At 53.2% G+C, this 17,926-nt stretch carries 17 protein-coding genes; 10 read left to right on the plus strand and 7 right to left on the minus strand.

Annotated features, from left to right (window positions below):
* Positions 1-247: 247 nt before the first annotated feature.
* Positions 248-3,151, minus strand: coding sequence for a tetratricopeptide repeat protein (locus tag ACTJIK_RS08455; RefSeq protein WP_440645925.1), 2,904 nt, complete (start codon positions 3,149-3,151; stop codon positions 248-250).
* A gap of 307 nt (positions 3,152-3,458) precedes the next feature.
* Between ACTJIK_RS08455 and ACTJIK_RS08460 the strand changes: the two genes are divergently transcribed.
* Genes ACTJIK_RS08460 through ACTJIK_RS08480 form a run of 5 tightly spaced genes read left to right on the plus strand, consistent with a single transcriptional unit; the run spans position 3,459 to position 5,556 of the window.
* Entirely contained in the window at positions 3,459-3,857 is a 399-nt protein-coding gene (locus ACTJIK_RS08460; RefSeq protein ID WP_440645926.1) for a hypothetical protein, read from the plus strand.
* A 55-nt stretch (positions 3,858-3,912) separates the two neighbouring features.
* On the plus strand, positions 3,913-4,356 hold the full coding sequence (locus ACTJIK_RS08465; protein WP_440645927.1) for a bactofilin family protein: 444 nt from the start codon (positions 3,913-3,915) through the stop codon (positions 4,354-4,356).
* Between the two features lies 1 nt (position 4,357).
* Complete coding sequence (locus tag ACTJIK_RS08470) at positions 4,358-4,546, plus strand: AtpZ/AtpI family protein (protein WP_440645928.1); 189 nt, start codon at positions 4,358-4,360, stop codon at positions 4,544-4,546.
* Positions 4,536-4,931, plus strand: coding sequence for a hypothetical protein (locus tag ACTJIK_RS08475; RefSeq protein WP_440645929.1), 396 nt, complete (start codon positions 4,536-4,538; stop codon positions 4,929-4,931). The genes ACTJIK_RS08470 and ACTJIK_RS08475 overlap by 11 nt, the downstream gene beginning before the upstream one ends.
* Before the next feature lie 4 nt (positions 4,932-4,935).
* Entirely contained in the window at positions 4,936-5,556 is a 621-nt protein-coding gene (locus ACTJIK_RS08480; protein WP_440645930.1) for a SprT-like domain-containing protein, read from the plus strand.
* Positions 5,557-5,607: 51 nt separating this feature from the next.
* Here the strand turns inward: ACTJIK_RS08480 and ACTJIK_RS08485 are convergent, their stop codons facing one another.
* The 6 genes from ACTJIK_RS08485 to sucC all read right to left on the minus strand — a co-directional run bounded on the left by ACTJIK_RS08485 (position 5,608) and on the right by sucC (position 13,038).
* Positions 5,608-6,735: a hypothetical protein gene (locus ACTJIK_RS08485; RefSeq protein WP_440645931.1), complete on the minus strand. Its 1,128-nt coding sequence runs from the start codon at positions 6,733-6,735 to the stop codon at positions 5,608-5,610.
* A 1-nt stretch (position 6,736) separates the two neighbouring features.
* Complete coding sequence (locus tag ACTJIK_RS08490; RefSeq protein WP_440645932.1) at positions 6,737-7,930, minus strand: hypothetical protein; 1,194 nt, start codon at positions 7,928-7,930, stop codon at positions 6,737-6,739.
* Positions 7,931-8,016: 86 nt separating this feature from the next.
* Complete coding sequence (locus tag ACTJIK_RS08495) at positions 8,017-8,433, minus strand: OsmC family protein (protein ID WP_440645933.1); 417 nt, start codon at positions 8,431-8,433, stop codon at positions 8,017-8,019.
* A gap of 103 nt (positions 8,434-8,536) precedes the next feature.
* On the minus strand, positions 8,537-10,438 hold the full coding sequence (locus ACTJIK_RS08500; RefSeq protein WP_440645934.1) for a mucoidy inhibitor MuiA family protein: 1,902 nt from the start codon (positions 10,436-10,438) through the stop codon (positions 8,537-8,539).
* A gap of 218 nt (positions 10,439-10,656) precedes the next feature.
* Entirely contained in the window at positions 10,657-11,691 is a 1,035-nt protein-coding gene (locus tag ACTJIK_RS08505; protein ID WP_440645935.1) for a DUF4407 domain-containing protein, read from the minus strand.
* Between the two features lie 132 nt (positions 11,692-11,823).
* Positions 11,824-13,038 carry an ADP-forming succinate--CoA ligase subunit beta gene (gene sucC, locus ACTJIK_RS08510; protein ID WP_440645936.1) on the minus strand — a complete coding sequence of 405 codons (1,215 nt, stop codon included), beginning with the start codon at positions 13,036-13,038 and terminating at the stop codon, positions 11,824-11,826.
* Between the two features lie 116 nt (positions 13,039-13,154).
* On the opposite strand from sucC, the gene ACTJIK_RS08515 reads away from it, so the two are divergent.
* From ACTJIK_RS08515 to ACTJIK_RS08535, 5 genes are all read left to right on the plus strand, one after another.
* Positions 13,155-13,967, plus strand: a complete 813-nt coding sequence (locus tag ACTJIK_RS08515; protein ID WP_440645937.1) for a purine-nucleoside phosphorylase — start codon at positions 13,155-13,157, stop codon at positions 13,965-13,967.
* Between the two features lie 3 nt (positions 13,968-13,970).
* Positions 13,971-15,983 carry a putative porin gene (locus tag ACTJIK_RS08520; RefSeq protein WP_440645938.1) on the plus strand — a complete coding sequence of 671 codons (2,013 nt, stop codon included), beginning with the start codon at positions 13,971-13,973 and terminating at the stop codon, positions 15,981-15,983.
* Positions 15,984-16,032: 49 nt separating this feature from the next.
* Entirely contained in the window at positions 16,033-16,413 is a 381-nt protein-coding gene (locus ACTJIK_RS08525; protein ID WP_440646142.1) for an HYC_CC_PP family protein, read from the plus strand.
* A gap of 88 nt (positions 16,414-16,501) precedes the next feature.
* Positions 16,502-17,047: a heavy-metal-associated domain-containing protein gene (locus tag ACTJIK_RS08530; RefSeq protein WP_440645939.1), complete on the plus strand. Its 546-nt coding sequence runs from the start codon at positions 16,502-16,504 to the stop codon at positions 17,045-17,047.
* A 9-nt stretch (positions 17,048-17,056) separates the two neighbouring features.
* Positions 17,057-17,926: a hypothetical protein gene (locus ACTJIK_RS08535; protein ID WP_440645940.1), complete on the plus strand. Its 870-nt coding sequence runs from the start codon at positions 17,057-17,059 to the stop codon at positions 17,924-17,926.

Consider the following 17,926-nt stretch of genomic DNA (forward strand, 5'->3'; position numbering starts at 1 on the left):
GATGGCCAGGTGGAATCTCGCAAAATCCCGTGATCTAGCATCTTATTAAGCTCGGTTTTATCTGTATATTTTTTGTCTATTTTATTGGTCAGATAGAACCTCGCAAAATCCTAAGGACCAAGTATCTTATTAAGCTCGGTTTTATATGTTAAAATGTGTGAAACAGTTTGTTTAATGCAAAATTATGCAGTTTTCCCCGGGTTTCATAGGCCGGGAGGCATAGTGCTCCCGGATTGAAGTGCAAATATTATTCCGTTATATAGTTCACGCCGAAGAATTTCTTGTAGCCTTCTATGTCCTTGGTATTGTTCAGCAGGATGAAGTTTTCCCGGGATATGATAAAGAATTTATACTCAGTGGGTTTGATACGCGGGATAATAGCGGTGGGAGCTACTCTCGTCACTTCGTCAAAATATCCCAGGGCCTTGTTCTCATCGGGGAAAAGCCGCACAATGACCATGATCTCAGACGGGGTGAGCACAAAGCTGCTGGTTTCCAGCTTATCCGCCGGGTGCTGCTCAGCGTTGTATTTGGAGAACTGGGCCACGGCTTCGTCTATCAGTACTTTAGACACACGGTTGAAATACAGCACCACGAAATGCGGGACAGCTGCCTTTTCGTCACCCAATACATAAGGCGTAACAGGTGGCGGTGGCGGCGCTGCGGGAACTACCGCTGCCGAATCCACTCCTGAAGCGGCCACTGCCGCTGAATCCACGCCTTTTACAACGGTAGCGGCGGAATCAGGCAGGTTTGGCTTAGGCGTTTGCCAGGGATAACGGATGCTGATGTTTTCATCCACCGCAGCGGTGCCGCTGCTGTCTCTTGTTACCCGCAGCTGCGCGAGGTAGTCCGTGATCTCCTGGCGGCGGTTCAGCACTTCCTGGATGGCTTTGGCCTGCTCCAGGATGGGCGCGTCGCCGGGATATTTAGCGATGATCCCTGCTATGGCGGCTTTGCCGGAATCCTCTGATGACGTTTTAACGATGGTCATGGCTTCCAGCATATCGAACTTAGCCTGCAGGGAGCTGTAACCATAAGCGGAATCGGCGAATTTACGGAGCACGGCCACGGTGTCGTAATTGCCCGCGCGGTATGCGTTGTAAGCGGCTTCGTAAATAGCGCTCACGGCGCCGGTCTTGGCCTTGTCCTCGTCTTTCGGCAGGCCGAATTGCAGGATGTTGGCGAAGTTGGTGCCGGGGTATTGGGTGAGAACGAGTTGTTTGTAACGGGTCGCTTCCTGGGTATGGTTCAGCCGGTTGTGCCAGATGTAAAGCGAGTACAATTCCTCCACCCTGCGCGGGTTCTCGGGGAACCTGCTTAGCAGGGAATCGTAGGTAAGGATGGCCTCGCGGGGATCGTCGAGCTTGTCGTTGTAGATCTTGCCGAGATCGTACCAGGCTTCCAGTTGCCGTGTGCGCGATTCTTTCAGCTTTTCGGGCGTATCGGGCAGGTTTTCCGCCAGCAGCGAGGTACTAATGCTGTCTGCCGGCAGATTGGCTATAGCGGCGGCAGGATCGGTTACAGGGTCCGCTTCAGGCACAGGTGCGTTATTGTTGCCGGCCAGCAGATTGGTGCTCTGGCTGCGGCGCCAGTTGTCCGCCAGTGTGCGGTTGCCCCAGCGGCGTTTAAATTCTGAATAACCGGTGCTTTTGGTGCTGGCGTTATAAAAATACCATTCACCGCCGGCCTCGGGCGCGGGGCCGAAGGAAGGGCTGCTGTAACCGCTGTTGGTGGTGAATTTCGGCTGTGAGCTGTTGTTCTCTTCCGTACCTTCTTTGCTTTTTTCAGGGGCGGCTTTGGCGGCTTTGATGGCGGCCACCTGTTTGGACAGCATGGAGTCGCGCAGGGCGGGAGAAAGCGCGGCGATGGTTTGCAGGCTGTCTTCCAGGTGCATGATGCGCAGCTTTTCCGTTACCTCTGCCAGCGCTTCTTTGCGGGTGGTCACAAGCTCGGCTTCTTCAAAATCGGCTCCCATGATCAGGGAAGTGCTGTCGTAATATTTTTGGGCTGAAGCGTAGTCTTTGGTCGCGTAATAAATGTCCGCCATGCCTTTGAAGGTCAGGGTTTTCTGGAGCATGTTGCCGCTTTCCACCTTCAGCGACTTCTGCAGGAAATCGATAGCCCGCTCAGGCTGTTCGTTGGCGCAGAGGGCGGCCATCTGGTAATATATCGCGTCGCGGAAGGGGATGAACCGTTCTTTGCGCAGCATGCGCTGCAGGGCGGCGATGCTTTCTTCGAGGCTGCCGCCGTTGGCTTTTACATTGGCTTTGGCGATCTGCACGCGGGCGTTGAAGTCCATGGTAGCGTCGGGCTTCAGGGCTATAACGTTGCGGAAGGCCCTGATAGCGGAATCCTGCCGGTCCTGTGCGGCGTACAGCTGGCCGAGTATGAAGTTCATACGCGCTTTCTGAGCGCGGCCGCTGTTGGATCTTTTGATGGCTTCTTCGAGCGGGGCAATGGCCTGGGCGTAGTTGCCCTGTTTGTAGAAGCGCCATGCCTGCAACTCCGCCAGCTGGCCGTTGAGCCGCCTGGGGAAATACGGGTCCGCCGCGAGGATGTTCAGCAGCGACTGGGCTTCGTCGTGTTTGCCCTGTTCCAGGAAAGCGCGCGCCTGCCACACGAAGGCGTCGTTGCGGGCGGATTTGTGCCTGAACTGGCGGCTGAACCAGTCCTTTTGTTTTTCCCGTGTGGAAATGGACAGGCGGTCGTCTTCGCTGCGGCCCACCACGGTATTGTATTCCGATTTCTTTTTAGGGGCGAAGGTGGTATTGATGTACTGGAAGGTGTTGTTGGCATTCTCCCAGTCGCCTTTGTAATAATAGGCTTTGCCGATCAGCAGGAAGCAGTCGTCTATCCAGCGGCCGCGCGGGTCGTGGATCTGTACGGCTACGGATGCTTTCTGGATCACGGAGTCCAGCTCGCCGGAATTGAGATTGAGTTTTTCTACGGTAAAAGGGTAGAAGGGGAGGAACACATTATAGTTGTCCTGGCGCTGGGCGTTGATGCCCGCAAGCACCTTTTCCAGCCTGAGTTTCGCGTGATAATAGTAGTTATACCGGGTAACGGTGTTCTGAACCACCCTTCGGGTGACGGTAAAGGGCTTCTCGGCCATTTTTTCGGAAGGAGGACGGCGGTCTTCCTTTTTCACGGGTTTGCCGCCAGTCTGATTTTGACCAAATACCGCCAGGGCACCTGAACACATAACCAAACTTAACACACAGGCGCGTATATATAAGGATCTAGAACAATTCATGTAAAGCCAGGGTCAGTAAAAACTACTAATCTATATAACTGCGTTAGAGAAAAAAATATTTTAAAGATAGGATAATTTTTTTCTTTGCTGAACGTATAAGGGCTAACTTGAAATGGCTTTTCAGGCTCCGGGTTAACGAATTATGATTTTTTGTCGGATATTTCATTATTTTCTTCAATCTTTACATTTTTACTAAGCGTATATGGCACTGGAAGACAAAAATAAGGGAAGGAGCCTGGACAGGTTGAACCATAAGTACAGGCTCGTGATCATGAACGACGATACCTATGAGGAAGTAACTGCCTTCCGCCTTTCACGTATGAGCGTTTATGTAGCTTTGAGCACCCTTTTTGTGTTGCTGGTGGCCATTACCGTGGCTACGGTGGTATTCACCCCGCTGCGATATTACATACCGGGTTACGGGGACCTGAAGCAGCGGAAAGAATTCCTCCAGCTGAAGATGCGCACCGATTCCCTGGAACGGGCCATCACCGTGCGGGACCAGTACCTGGACAACATGTTGAAGAATGTGATCGGCGACAACAAGCCGCTGGACACGAACATGCTGAAACTGCCTAAAGTTGACAACAGTACTTATTAAATATTTTTTCACTATCTTACACCATCTTTATTTAAACGAAAAACCTTGAAAACCTATGTTTAACCAAAGTAAGAAAGGCGAGGGCAAGAGCATTATGCCTACCTCCAACATCAACCTTATAGGGAACGGCACCAGTATCCAGGGAGATATTGTATGCGAGGGTGATATCCGGATAGACGGGCAGGTTACCGGCCTGGTGTCTACCAAAGCCAAGATCGTGGTAGGGCCCGAGGGCGAGATCAATGGAGACCTGATCTGCCAGAGCGCTGACATCCTGGGGAAGGTAACGGGTATCATTAAATGCGAGGAGCTGCTGTTCCTCAAAGGCAACGCACTGATCAAAGGAGATATTTACACGGCACATTTTGAAATGGAACCTACGGTGAAATTCAATGGCCGCTGCTATATGGACCCGGCAGACCTGCCGCAGGCCCCATCGAACTCAAACGCGGAGTCTAACAAAAATGGAAGAACCGTCCTCCAGGAAGAATCCATATAAAATGCTCTGGCGGTACGCCGGGCTGGCGTTCCAGATGCTTGCTGCCATCGGCCTGGCCCTTTGGCTGGGCTACTTGCTGGATCAATGGCTGGGGATACGTTTCCCGGCTTTCATGATCATTTTTTCTTTACTTGCTTTAGCCCTACTTTTGTGGCGAATTGTAAAAGATACCAGCAAGCATGACCGATAAGTTTATTTTCTGGCTGGCAGGAGTGTTCATACTGATCACCGCTGTCCTGTTCCTGTTGCAGCAATGGCTCTTCCAGTCGCTGGGAGTGCATTTTGAAGTGCTGGTCGCGGGCAACATCGCCATGGCGCTCATTACCCTCATTAGTTATTCCCTGAACCGCAAAGGCATGACGGCAGCCAATCCTAACGTCTTTGTAAGGTCAGTGTATGCCTCCACCCTCAGCAAACTCATGCTCTGCGCGGTGGGCATCGGCGTGTATGTATTCCTGAGCCGCCCGCATGTCAGCAAATCGACCATCTTCCTGCTGCTGTTCTTTTACCTGGTATATACGGTGTTTGAAACCATCCACCTGTACCGGATGATGATCAAGCAAAAGAAATCCTGAGTAATTGAAGCAAGAAGCACCTTTACATGCGTTGGCCAGTTACCTGCCGGACGGGACGTTTGAGCAGGTGATCGCTTACATCCGCGAATACAAAGTACATCTCACCATCACCCGCGAGCGCCAGAGCGTGCTCGGGGATTACCGCCACCCTTACGAGAACAAAGGCCACCGCATCAGCGTCAACGGCGGGCTCAACAAATATTCTTTTTTACTGACCCTGCTCCACGAGATCGCCCACCTGGTGACCTTCATCGTTTATGGCAACCGGGTGCCCGCCCATGGCAAGGAATGGAAGCAGGAATACAGCAAGATCCTCCGGGAGTTCGTCGGTAAGGATTACCTGCCGCCCGATGTGGAAGCCGCCGTAAAACAAAGCCTGCATAACCCCGCCGCCAGCTCCTGTGCGGACGAGGACCTGATGCGCGTGCTCAAGAACTACGACCGGCGCAGGGAAAACCATTACCTGGTGGAGCAGCTTCCGCCGGGGCAGCTCTTCAAAACCAAAGACGGCCGCATATTCCGCAAAGGCGAACGCATCCGCAAAAGGTTCCGTTGCGAGGAAGTGCCTTCTAAAAGGGTGTATCTTTTCAGTCCTGTGTACGAGGTGGAAGTGGTGACGGAGTAGGGCCGAAGCCGCTTTCTTTCAGGTACCTGTAATGGTTTCGGGATCGTTGTATCAGAACTGCATATTTTTTAAATAATGGTATAGCTTATAATACCTGTCATAATCCGTTCCCGCGCCACTGGCGGTTTCCAGGTCTTTCATGATCAGCGCCTTTTCTTCCGCCGGGATGTTCAGCGGGTGTTCCGCCAGATAGGGGTAGAAGCGGTGATCGTCATATAGCTGGGTTTTATCGCGCAGGTAAGCGTATTTTTGAATGCGGGTAATTGCCCGCTGGCCGTAGTACACCGGCTCCAGTGGTTCCATCGTAATGGCCGTATCAATATCATTCAGAGCAGCATCAAATTGCAGGTCACCTATTTTTTGAAAGGCGCGGAGGTAATAGATCTCAGCGTTCCGGGGATCGGCGAGGAGAGCGGCGTTGAAATCTTTTTTATGCAGGAGGCTGGCCACCTCTTCAAATTTCCCTCTTCTTTTTACAAACCTGTTCCAGGTGGTAAGCGAATCTTTTATCCTGCCGTCGGAATGGTACGTTACCTCCACCGACCTGTGCTTTTTTATGCTGACAGTTTTTTTCAGCTTGCCATTGGCATACCACCACTGCCGCTCGGAAGATTCGTCTGTTCTGAACAGTTCTGTGCGGAATACGATCCCCGCAGCGTCTGTGTGTATTACACTTAGGCTGTCGCCTTCTTTCGTATAGGTACGCGTCGAATAGAAATTCCCGTCTTCGTCGTAACGCTTGAAGGGACCGGTTTTCCTGCCGTCTTCCAGCATTCCTTCTTCTTCTTTCTTACCGTTGAAATGATAGTCAATTATTTTACCTGTATAGGGTTTATTCTGGTAATAATAGCGGAAGATGTCGGAAGTTTCCCTCCGTCCTTCCAGGTGGTCTGAAGCAGGGATTCTTCTCTCCTCTTCGCTCCGTGCTATATATGCTTTTGTGAATACATGCGCTATGCTGTCGTAGCTCCTTTCAGCCGCATACCGCAGGCCTTTGCGAGCCGGTACCATATTGGTATAAGCAACGTCCGCAGGGGAAAGAATACCGTTATAATAATTGTATTGCATTGGGTTGAACACGATCAATACCGAATCCAGGTAATACAACACTTTTTTGGGTTTGGACTGGGCGGAAGCCGAAGCGGCCGCCAGCAGCATAATAGCGGTGATCATTTTCATATCAGAAGTTTATGCTCTTAAGGTATTTGTACAGCTCCTTAAACACATTATCCGTGCTGAAAGGCACAGCGGCCCTTTGCAGGTCTTTCATCATCGATGCCTTGTCTGCAGCGGGTATATTGATGTTGGGATGCGTGCGCATATATTCCACGATCTCTCTTTTATTCAGCCTGCTGTCTGTATCCCAGTACGCCGCTTTATAAACAGGCACGAGCGCTCTTTCGCCGTAGTAGTCCGGTTCCTGCGGTTCTATGGCAATGCAGGCGTTCAGATCGGCCAGCGCCCCGGCATAGTCCAGCTTTTTTATCCTGTAAGCGGCGCGCGCCAGGTAGATCGCCGGGTTGCCGGGTTCTCTTTTTAATGCAACATCGTACTCATCGATGTTCAGCAGCTTTTCGCGCCTTTCCATCGTTTTGGTTTTAACGGCCGTTCCCATACCGGGCCATGGCTTGAATACGGAGTCTGTTATCATGCCGGAAGAAAGGTACTTTTTGACAAGCGTGCCGTTCCTATGGGCTTCGATCCGCGTTTTCAGGCTCCCGTCAGGGTAATAGTATTCGGATACGGATACTTTTTGCGGCAGCAGGTATTTCCAGCGGTAATAAACGTTCCCCGCGCTGTCCATGGATGTTTTTTCAGTATCCAGTGTATCCGACACCGTTGTGGTATGCAGCGTCAGCAGGCCGTTAACGTCATACTTTTTTTCAGCGCCTTTCAGCAAACCATCCTCATAATACGATTCCGATTTTACATCGCCGGAATAATAATAATCGATCACCTTTCCCGTGTACAGCCGGCCCCTGAAATAATACCGGTTGGTATTCCGCTTTTCCAGCCTTGCGGTAGACGGCGTATTCTTCAGCTCCGGCGGCAGTTGCAGGTAATGTTTGGTGAAAATGAAAGTAACGCTGTCGTATTTGCCGTAGCCAAGTTTAAACAGGGTGAACGGGTCTCTTACCGTGCTCACAAATCCCACCTGGTCGTCCCGCAATTTTTCGTCGGTGATGGTCATTATTTCCGCGGAATCCAGCAGGAAAAGCTGCTTCCGCTTACTGACGCTGGCGGTTCTTTTATTGTCGGCGGCGGCAGATGTTCTGGATATTTTCACCCTGCTCACTTTGCCGGACTGTGCGGAAAGCTGCAAGCCGGCGAAGAGAATGAGGGCTAAGCTGGCAAAGGTTTTAGGGATCGTCATACAATACAAGATAGCGAATAATGCGCGGCCCGCCAACGGAAGCCGGGGCAGGAAAAAAGAAGCTTTTGTTAAATTTTACCGGCGGTTCAGGCGCCCTGTTTCACCACGTCTATCGCGTTCAGTTTTACCTGTGTGCCTGTTCTGAGTGAGTAAGGTATTTCCGCCACCTGGTCCGTATGCCTGATCAGGTCTTCCACATCCTTGCGCGGCGCGGGAGATTCCAGCCGGATGTCGTACCGGACGTTCTTCGCCTGTGCGGGCTCCCCGCTCCAGTCGCCATTCACGATAATTTCAACATGGGCGATCTCTATGCCCCTGGTGGCGGCTTCCCGGTAAAGGTCGTTGCAGAGGCTGGCCCCGATGGCCATCATAAAAAGTTCTTCCCCGCTGAAGCCGATGCCAAGCCCGCCGGCCCTGGGCGTGCGATCTATCACAACGCTGCGTGGTCCTGCCCATCCTGCCGCGGCGCTGGTTCCGTGGATTGTTTTGATATGTACCTGCATAGTATGTTTAATGTACGCAAAGTTGCGCGTATAACAAAAAAATGCCTCCCGGGACCGGGAGGCGCTGTAAAAAGCATGAGCTACATCTTGGGGTATATGACACTTAATCGAGATTGACAAGTTTGCCTTTCGGGTACTTCACCGTGTACTGGAGCTGCATCTTTTTTTCCCCTTTCACGGGGATCTCCAGGCTCCAGGTTACCAGCTGCGACACGGGGTCCATACTGGCACCGGCATACGATACCTTGCTCACTTCCACTTCGTTCTGCGCGGGCATGGGCACCTGGTCTTCCACCAGGATGCGCACCGGTTCCTGCTTGTTGTTCCGCACACTGATCTCCCAGTTGCGTACCGCCGTCTGGTTGCTGGCAAAGAACTGGTTCTTTGAATATTCCTTTTGCAACCTGCGGTTGATCACGATATTCTTGTCCTTGCCAAGCGACACATACAAGGTATCTGAAGCGCTTTGCAGGTTGAGCAGCGATTTGCCGAGGTAAGTGCCTTCGAAGTAGATGCTGGTTTCGCCTTCCAGCAGGTTCAGCTGCTCCCAGCCCGTGATGCCGGCCACAAGATAAGCGGCAGGGTCCAGCTTGGGCGCGGCGTGGTACTGGTAGGTGGTGGCCACGGCGGTTTGACTGACAGACACGGCATACGGCTTCCCGTCTGAAGGAATGCTGTAGGGCACTGCAATATCAAAATTGACGCTGGTGGTGTGGAAGCTGGCGGATACATCCAGCGGAATGTCTTCGTGCTGTTTGGCGGTGCTCACGCCACGTATACGAATGCCGGGAGAGACGCCGGCCAGCGCACCTGTGAGTTCTTTCCTGGAGGCGCCATAACCTGTTACCACCACTTCTTCCAGCGCCCTGGTATCTTCCGCCAGCACAATGTTCATGAAATTGCTGCTCAGCGTTATCTGCTGGCCCTTGTAACCGATAAAGGACACATCCAGCGAAGTGGCGCCGGGTGGCAGTTGCAGGCTGAACTCGCCTTTTTCGTTGGTGCTGGTGCCGATAGTGCGGTTGGGTATGCGGATGGAAGCGCCGGTAATGGGATTGCCGGAAGCGTCCATCACGCGGCCGGTGGCGCGGCTGAGGTCCTTCAGCGGCGAGGCGTAGCGGGCGCGCGTGAGTTCCTGCATGCTGCTGAAAGTGCGCAGGTACCAGGCGTTCATTTCAGGTTTCTGCCCGTTCTCGGAAGGATTGCCGCTGGAGAGGCTGAGCTTTACATTTTTCCAGTCTTCGCCGCATTGCTGGAACACATTGGCTTTGTAGGCCAGCTCCATCGGCCGGCTGATATTTTCCACGCGCAGCTCGTAAGTAGGGTACCAGCCGGCGTTTTTAACGAGGTAGCGGAGGGTAAGCCTGCCGCTGATATTTTCTTTGGAAGAAACAGTCACGAGCAGGTCCGTGGTGGAAGTGTCTTTTGTTTCCAGGAGCGCGGCGCGCTGCTGCATGTTCTGCCGGATATTGTCGTCCAGCCTGCGGATATTGGCCCGTATGGCCAGCTGCTGGTCCAGCACTTCGGTAAGGCGGTTGCGCTGGAAGTCCAGCGCTTCTTTCAGGTCCGCGGTTTTGAGGCCTGTATTGGTACCCCGCAGGTCCTGGTTCTTTTTGAGCATTTCCTCTTCCTGCCTGAATACGGATTCTTTGTTTTTTTCGCGCTGCAGTTTTTCTTCCAGCACTTCCAGCTGCTCCTGCAATTTTTTTATTTCTTCCTGGGGCCGCTGGGTGTTCATATAATTTCTTTCGCGCGATACGGACAGGATGGTGAAAGCGCCTTTCCCCTGTACCTGGATGCTCTTTTCCTCCAGCTCGGGCGAAATGCCTGGAAACACCAGTATGGCGGTGCCTGCGGGGATAGTGGCTGTTGCGCTGCGGGTGATCTGCGCGCCTTGGAGGAAAATAGTGACGTTCTCGATAGTGGAAGGAACGGTGACCTTCTTCGTTTGTGCGGTAGCGTTAGTAAAAATGACGAGGGTGAAGAGGTATAGCAGTGGTTTCATACCGGAGGTTTATGGTCAGGATGTGGTTTTTGTCCTGATTCCATAAACCCCTTCGGGATTTTTTTTAAAAATGATTATCCGCTTAAGAAAAGCTCGTCATTGCGGGGAGCAGCAGGGCCAAAGCGGGTGGGGGAGTCCGTCATTGCGGGGAGGAGATTGCTTCGTCGCGGCTACCGCACAAAATCCCCGCCGCTCCCCGCAATGACGACAAAACCTCCTCACGAGAACGCCGTCCTTCCTTCGCCGGCCGGCCGCCCCGTTTTTTCCGCTTCTTTTTTCGCGATCCTTTCTTCCGTTTCCATTTGCAGGATGGCTTTCTTTTCCTTCCGGTGCATGGCGAAGGTGAATTCGTGCTGGTCCTGCAGGTCGTCGTAAGGGCCGCGGGGGGAAATGAGCTTTACAAACACGGGGGCGGTTTCTATGGCGATGAACAGCAGCATGATGAACCAGTTGGCCCAGCGGATGGGCTGGCTGGCGGCGGTGACGCGGCCCAACGCTTCCAGTCTGGAAGCCATGCCGTTCAGCCGGCCGCGTTGCAGGCCGGTAATATCTGCGGCCACGGTGCTGTCTACTTTCGCGAGTTCTGCGCGTAAGGCCTGCTGCCGCAGGGCCAGCGAGGCCAATACGGCTGAAGCGCTGTCTGCATCCGCCTTTTTGGCTTTATAGATGGGGCCGAGATTTTTCACGCGGGAGCCGCCGGTGCCGTCCGCCTCCTGCTGGGCGATCAGCTGCAGCGTATCCCTGCGGGCGGCCTGCACGGCCATTTCCTGCTGTACGGCGGTTAAACGGCTTTTCAGCTCATTGCTGCGGCTGAGGTAACGTTCGGAAACCCTGGTTTCCTGTTCACGGAACTTCTGCTGTTCCATGATGATCAGCTCGGCCTGTATCTCGGTGTCGAATATCTTCAGCTCCAGCGGTTTGGAGATCACAATGGCGATCAGCACGGCGAGAACGATACGCGGCGTGGCCATCCACAGCTCCTGCCCGAAACGTTCCCGCTTTTTCATGCTGGAAACAATGTAGCGGTCCAGGTTAAAGATCATGAGCCCCCATACCAGGGCGAAAAGCGCGGCGATCCAGGCTTGCTGGAAAACGGTCCACAGCGCATACCCGGCGGATATGGCAGCGAAAACGCCGGTAAAGAAAACGGTGGCGCCGATGCCTGCGTACTTATTGAGCTCTGAAGGCGCGCGGCGCAGCATGGGCAGGTGTGCCCCGGAACAAATGAGAAAGAATTGGCGGATGCGTAGCATGAAAAACTTGTGTTAGTGGTTGAACCATTAACCCGCACATGTTCAGAGTAAAAGGATGGAAATCAAAGATAGGCAAAAAAATGGCCGGCGATAATGCCGGCCATCGATATGTAAGAACAATATTCTGAAGGATTATGCGTTCACCGCCTTGTTCACCAGGTCTGCCGCTTCGCTCAGCAGGATGGCGCTCTGTACTTTCAGGCCGCTTTCCTCGATGAGCACTTTGGCTTCGGCAGCGTTGGTACCCTGCAGGCGCACGATGATGGGAACAGTGATGGTGCCGATGGATTTGTAGGCGTCTATCACACCCTGGGCTACCCTGTCGCAACGAACGATACCGCCGAAGATGTTGATCAGGATCGCTTTTACTTTAGGATCTTTCAGGATGATGCGGAAGCCTGCTTCCACGGTCTGTGCGTTGGCGGTGCCTCCCACGTCCAGGAAGTTGGCGGGTTCACCGCCGGACAGCTTGATCATGTCCATGGTGGCCATGGCCAGGCCTGCGCCGTTCACCATGCAGCCTACATTTCCGTCCAGCTTCACGAAGTTCAGGTTATACTGGCCTGCTTCCACTTCCGTGGGGTCTTCTTCGGTGATGTCGCGGAGGGCTACCAGGTCGGGATGACGCAGCAGGGCGTTATCGTCCAGGCTCAGCTTGCAGTCTACGGCGATCACTTTATCATCAGCCGCTTTGAAAAGCGGGTTGATCTCGATCATGGCGGCATCCAGGCCAACGTATGCGTTGTACAGGTTGGTCACGAATTTCACCATGTTTTTGAAGGCCTCGCCGGTTACGCCGAGGTTAAAAGCGATCTTGCGCGCCTGGAAGCCCTGGAGGGGCATATTCGGGTGCACGCGTTCGCGGAATATTTTCTCGGGAGTGTCATGAGCAACATCTTCGATGCTCATACCGCCTTCCGTGGAGTATACGATCATATTCTGGCCGCTGGATCTGTCCAGCAGGATGGAGAGATAGAACTCCTGGCGTTTGCTGGGACCGTCATAATACACATCCTGCGCAACCAGTACTTTATTTACCACTTTACCCGCCTCGCCGGTCTGAACGGTCACCAGGGTGCCGCCAAGGATATTGCCGGCGATGGTCTTGATATCTTCTGAGCTTTTTCCTACCGCTACGCCATGCTGCTGCGTACCCCTGATCAGGCCTTTACCGCGGCCACCGGCGTGGATCTGTGCCTTTACAACCGCGAAGTTGTTGCCGAATTGCACTTTCAGTTGCTTATATGCTTCCGCAGCCGCTTCGGGAGTATCTACCGGGATACCTTCCTGTACCGGTACGTTATATTTTTTCAGCAGTTCTTTAGCCTGGTACTCGTGTAAATTCATCGGTATTTAAATTTGGCCGCTAATTTAGGCAATTTATGTTTTAGAATAGGGATTTCTTTGGGGGGAGATGATGATATGTTATATAGAATTAACTTTGCCGGGCACAAATCATGGCTATGCTGGTACAGATCAATGAAGCAACGGCTTATATACGGCAGTTTGCAGCGGAAACACCCGTGGCGGGCATTATCCTGGGCAGCGGCCTGGGCAACCTGGCGGGGGAGATCACGGACCGTAAGGAGATCCCCTATTCCGACATCCCTCATTTTCCTCCCGCCACCGTGGAAGGGCATTCCGGCAAGCTTATCCTGGGCCGGCTGAACGGCAGGCCGGTAGTGGCGATGGCCGGGCGCTTCCATTATTATGAAGGGCTCAGCATGCAGCAGGTCACCTTTCCCGTACGGGTCATGAAAGCCCTGGGTATCCATACCCTGCTCATTTCCAACGCGGCGGGGGGCATGAACAAGGCTTTCCGTGTAGGGGACCTGATGATCATCACCGATCATATCAATCTCCAGCCCGAGCACCCGCTCCGCGGCCGGAATGAGGACGCACTCGGCCCCCGCTTCCCGGACATGAGCGAGCCTTATGCTAAAGAACTGGTAACCTCCGCGAAAGCGATTGCTTCCACCAAAGGCATATCTTTACATACCGGCGTGTACGTGGGCGTACAAGGCCCTACCTTCGAAACCCGGGCTGAATACAAGTTCATGCACGCCATCGGGGGCGATGCCGTGGGTATGAGCACCGTGCCGGAAGTGATCGTAGCCATCCACAGCGGCCTGAAAGTATTCGCCATGAGCGTGATCACAGATCTGGGCATCCGCGACGAGGACAATGTGATCACCCACGAAGAAGTACTGGCCGCGGCCAAAGGGGCGGAACCACATTTAACATATATTTTCAGCGAACTGGTCCAACAATTGTAACAAATGGCGGATCCCACACGAATCATCAGGATGAGGCATTTCACTATCGTTTTTTTACTGCTGGTATGCTCCGGCTCCGCCCTCCGGGCACAATTCAATACCAACCGCCTTCCTGGCGGCGGCGGTGGCAACTCGTCCATGCAGCGCGATACCACCAAGCACGACCATGAGCCCGATACCCTCACGCTCCGTTTCCGCTACCTGGACGAGCCCACGGATTTTATGCTGGATTCCACCATCTCCGACTTCCAGCTCAATTACCTGGGCGTGCCCGCTTCCTACATGACGCTCGGCAACAATGGCAACGCGGCCCGCAACCTGCTGCTCAGCCCGCGCATGATCCCCGGCTTCGACCCCGGTTTTCATGCCTTCGACATATACAGCTACAATCACACGAACGCCCGCTTCTATAATACCAACCGGCCTTATTCCGAACTGGGCTACCTTATCGGCGCCAAGCAGGAGCAGATGATCAACCTCATGCATACGCAGAACAGGGGAGAGAAGTTCAATTTTTCCTTTGCCTACCGCAAGATCAATTCCCCGGGCTTTTACCGGAACCAGAGCACCAACCACGACAATTACCGTGTTACGGCCAATTATAACAGCCAGAACAAACGGTATCACCTCTTTGCAAGTTATTACCTTAATAAGCTGAACGGCGGCGAAAACGGGGGGGTGCAGAACCCCGCGGACCTGGAGAATCCCGAGTTCACCCAGCTGCGCCTCATTCCCACCAACCTGGGCGGCGCCAGCGCGCAGAGCAGCAGCTTTTTCAATACCTCCATCGCTACCAAGAACGCCTACCAGGAAGCAGGCATCCTGCTGCGCCAGCAGTACGACTGGGGCAAAGGCGATTCCATCCACATCAACGATACAACCGACATCTATAAATTCGACCCGCTGTTCAGGGTGGAGCATACTTTCAGCTACACCGAAAATACCTACCGGTACATCGACGAATCGCCGGATTCGCTCTGGTATGCCCAAAAATACGGTTTCAGCATACCCAGGGGGGGCAACGACAGCATATATACCCGCCACCGCTGGCGTATTATGAGCAACGATCTATCCGTCATGCAATTCCCCGTTCGCGGCAACACTGCGCATTTCATCAAGCTGGGCGGAACGTTGGAGACCATCGCCGGGCAGTTCCAGGCCATGAACGAATCGTTCATGAATTTCAGGGTGCATGGCGAATACCGTAACAAGACCCGTAACCAGCGCTGGGACCTCCAGGCCAAAGGCGAATTTTACCTGCTGGGCGAAAATGCGGGAGATTACATGGTGATGGGCCGCCTCAGCCGCTTCCTCAACGAAACCCTCGGCAACGTGAGCCTGATGGCCATGAACGTGAACAAAGAGCCGTCGTACGTATACCGCTACTTTGGCACCAATCAGCCCCCGCCGTCTGCCGTCTGGCTGAACAATAACCTGGACAAGGAGAACGTCACACAGATCCAGTTCAGGGCGGACAATAAGCAGCTGAAGTATAATGTGACGGCGAATTATTACCTCTTCAACAAATACACCTATTTCAAAAGCTATAAGGAAAGCGACCAGTTCGCCGGCCTGTTCAACCTGCTGCAGCTGGTAGTGTACAAGCGCATAGACGTAAGAAGCTTTACCTTCGACGCGGACGCCGCTTTCCAGCAGATCGCCGGTGATGCGCCCGTGCAGCTGCCCGCCTTCTGGGCAAGGCTGCGGATGGCTTACACCGCCCGCCTGTTCAAGAACCTGAACCTTTATACGGGGCTGGAAGGGAAATATAACACCCCGTATTACGCCGACGATTATTCCCCCGTGATCGGCCAGTTCGTGTACCAGAACATCCAGCAGTTCAGCAATATGCCCGATGTGGCCGCTTTCATGAACTTCAGGATCAAATCATTCACCGCCTATGTGCGGGGCGAGAACCTGAACTCCTTCGTGTGGAACTATAATTTTAACGCCCCGCTGTACCCCAGCAACGATTTTGCGGTGCGGGTAGGCATCCGCTGGTGGTTTGTGAATTAACAGCCGTGTTATTTCAGCGGGAATATCTTAAATTTGTAGCGTGAAGAAAATGCTCACCATATGTTTTGCCGTACTTTACACGCTGATTACCAGCGGGTTCAGTGTCAATGCGCATTATTGTATGGGCGAGCTGGCTTCCGTGGGCCTGCACGATACCTCCAAAGAACCCTGCCCCAAATGCGGCATGCCCCTGAAAGGCGATTGCTGTACAGATGAGGCGAAGTTCTTTAAAATGGACGATTCTCACCAGGCCGCCAAAGCCTTTGCAGGCATGGCCGAATCCTGGGTGGCCCTGCCTGTGGCTGTTCAGCCTGTATGGCTTCAGCCCGTTTTTAATACCCCTGTGCTCAACGCCTGGGCCCCTGTTCATGCGCCGCCCCTGATACCGGCGCTTCCCCTCTACAAGCAGCACTGCATTTTCCTGATCTGATTCCGGTCAATTTCTCCCGGACCGTACAACCGTGCCCATATTCCGCACGTATTATTGTTACCGGGCTTTAGCCCGAAAAATCAAGATCATGAAAACAATCCTCTTAGCCATAGCATTCATCGGTGCTCAGTTCACCGCTTCCGCACAATATAAAAAGGCCGCTTTACAGGCCGCCGGCCTCACCTGCGCCATGTGTTCCAACGCCACCCAGAAGGCCCTGAAAACATTGCCTTTCGTGGACAGGATCGATACCGATCTGAACACCACGACCTTTATTCTCCATTTCAAGCCCAATGCAGCCGTGAACCTGGACCAGATCAAACAGAAAGTGGAAGGCGCCGGCTTTTCCGTTGCCACACTAAAAGTAACGGCAGATTTCGACCAGGTGAAGGTGCAGAATGATACGCATATACCTTTCGGCGGGCAAACGCTGCATTTTATGAACGTGAAACCGCAGGTATTGCAGGGTGAAAAAGAAGTGACCATTATCGACAAGGACTTCGTGACATCCAGGGTGTACAAAAAATACAGCGCGCAGACCAAAATGGCCTGTTACGCCACCGGCACCATGGCCGAATGCTGCCAGCCCGGTACCAAACCCGCAGGTAAAAGAGTATATCACGTAACCATTTAAGCCCGTACTATGCTGAAGCAACTATTTTTATTCTTCGCCTTTACGGGCGCGGCTGCCGCTGCGCAGGCGCAGGAGCTGTACGTGTATACCGAACCGGCCAGCAATATGGCCGTCAATTCGCTGGGCGTGCGGGTCACCAACAGGTTCTTCCCGATGGATCATGTGGATTACAAAGGCTACCGCCTGCAGCCGGAAGTGATGTACGGCTTCTCCAAAAAACTGATGCTGCATGCCAGCACGTATTTTTCGAACATGATGCAGAAGCAGTTCGAATTTGAAGGAGCCAGCGTGTACGCGAAGTACCGGTTCATTTCCGTGGATGACATACAATCGCATTTCAGGGTAGCCGCTTTCGTAAAAGGCTCGCTGATCAACAATCCGTACATGCCGCCCATGCGTGACCACGACCATACCGCCAAACCGTACAACAACGAAGAGCTGGACCTTGACGGCGGTTCCTCCGGCGTAAGCGGCGGCATCGTTGCCACACAATTGTTGCATAAGCTGGCGCTTTCGGGTACAGTGGCCTACGACCGGTATATGCGGAACACGAAAGATGAAATGCCGCTTTTCTTTTCGAAGAATGCGCTCAACTACAGCCTTTCCGCCGGTTACCTGCTGTTCCCGCGCAAGTACAGGAACTACAAACAAACGAATGTGAACCTGTACGTGGAGTTCCTCGGCAAAAGCAACCTGGACCAGTACCGCCGCAATTATTATGTGGACATGGCGCCGGCAGTGCAGTTCATCATCAACAGCAATTCCCGCGTGGACCTCGGTTACCGCTGGCAGCTGTACGGCGATATGGACCGCGTGATGGACCGTAGCTTTTTAGTGCGCTACGAATTCAATTTTTACAACATCAGAAAGCAGCAATAA

Source organism: Chitinophaga sp. 22620, from assembly GCF_052044405.1.
Lineage (GTDB): Bacteria > Bacteroidota > Bacteroidia > Chitinophagales > Chitinophagaceae > Chitinophaga.

What these genes read in the sequence shown, in the direction of transcription:
- ACTJIK_RS08460 (WP_440645926.1), top strand. Translation starts at nt 3,459, where the DNA reads ATGGCACTGGAAGACAAAAATAAGGGAAGGAGCCTGGACAGGTTGAAC.
- ACTJIK_RS08535 (WP_440645940.1), top strand. Translation starts at nt 17,057, where the DNA reads ATGCTGAAGCAACTATTTTTATTCTTCGCCTTTACGGGCGCGGCTGCC.
- ACTJIK_RS08515 (WP_440645937.1), top strand. Translation starts at nt 13,155, where the DNA reads ATGCTGGTACAGATCAATGAAGCAACGGCTTATATACGGCAGTTTGCA.
- ACTJIK_RS08485 (WP_440645931.1), bottom strand. Translation starts at nt 6,735, where the DNA reads ATGAAAATGATCACCGCTATTATGCTGCTGGCGGCCGCTTCGGCTTCC.
- ACTJIK_RS08470 (WP_440645928.1), top strand. Translation starts at nt 4,358, where the DNA reads ATGCTCTGGCGGTACGCCGGGCTGGCGTTCCAGATGCTTGCTGCCATC.
- ACTJIK_RS08465 (WP_440645927.1), top strand. Translation starts at nt 3,913, where the DNA reads ATGTTTAACCAAAGTAAGAAAGGCGAGGGCAAGAGCATTATGCCTACC.
- sucC (WP_440645936.1), bottom strand. Translation starts at nt 13,038, where the DNA reads ATGAATTTACACGAGTACCAGGCTAAAGAACTGCTGAAAAAATATAAC.
- ACTJIK_RS08495 (WP_440645933.1), bottom strand. Translation starts at nt 8,433, where the DNA reads ATGCAGGTACATATCAAAACAATCCACGGAACCAGCGCCGCGGCAGGA.
- ACTJIK_RS08530 (WP_440645939.1), top strand. Translation starts at nt 16,502, where the DNA reads ATGAAAACAATCCTCTTAGCCATAGCATTCATCGGTGCTCAGTTCACC.
- ACTJIK_RS08525 (WP_440646142.1), top strand. Translation starts at nt 16,033, where the DNA reads ATGCTCACCATATGTTTTGCCGTACTTTACACGCTGATTACCAGCGGG.
- ACTJIK_RS08520 (WP_440645938.1), top strand. Translation starts at nt 13,971, where the DNA reads ATGGCGGATCCCACACGAATCATCAGGATGAGGCATTTCACTATCGTT.
- ACTJIK_RS08505 (WP_440645935.1), bottom strand. Translation starts at nt 11,691, where the DNA reads ATGCTACGCATCCGCCAATTCTTTCTCATTTGTTCCGGGGCACACCTG.
- ACTJIK_RS08490 (WP_440645932.1), bottom strand. Translation starts at nt 7,930, where the DNA reads ATGACGATCCCTAAAACCTTTGCCAGCTTAGCCCTCATTCTCTTCGCC.
- ACTJIK_RS08500 (WP_440645934.1), bottom strand. Translation starts at nt 10,438, where the DNA reads ATGAAACCACTGCTATACCTCTTCACCCTCGTCATTTTTACTAACGCT.
- ACTJIK_RS08475 (WP_440645929.1), top strand. Translation starts at nt 4,536, where the DNA reads ATGACCGATAAGTTTATTTTCTGGCTGGCAGGAGTGTTCATACTGATC.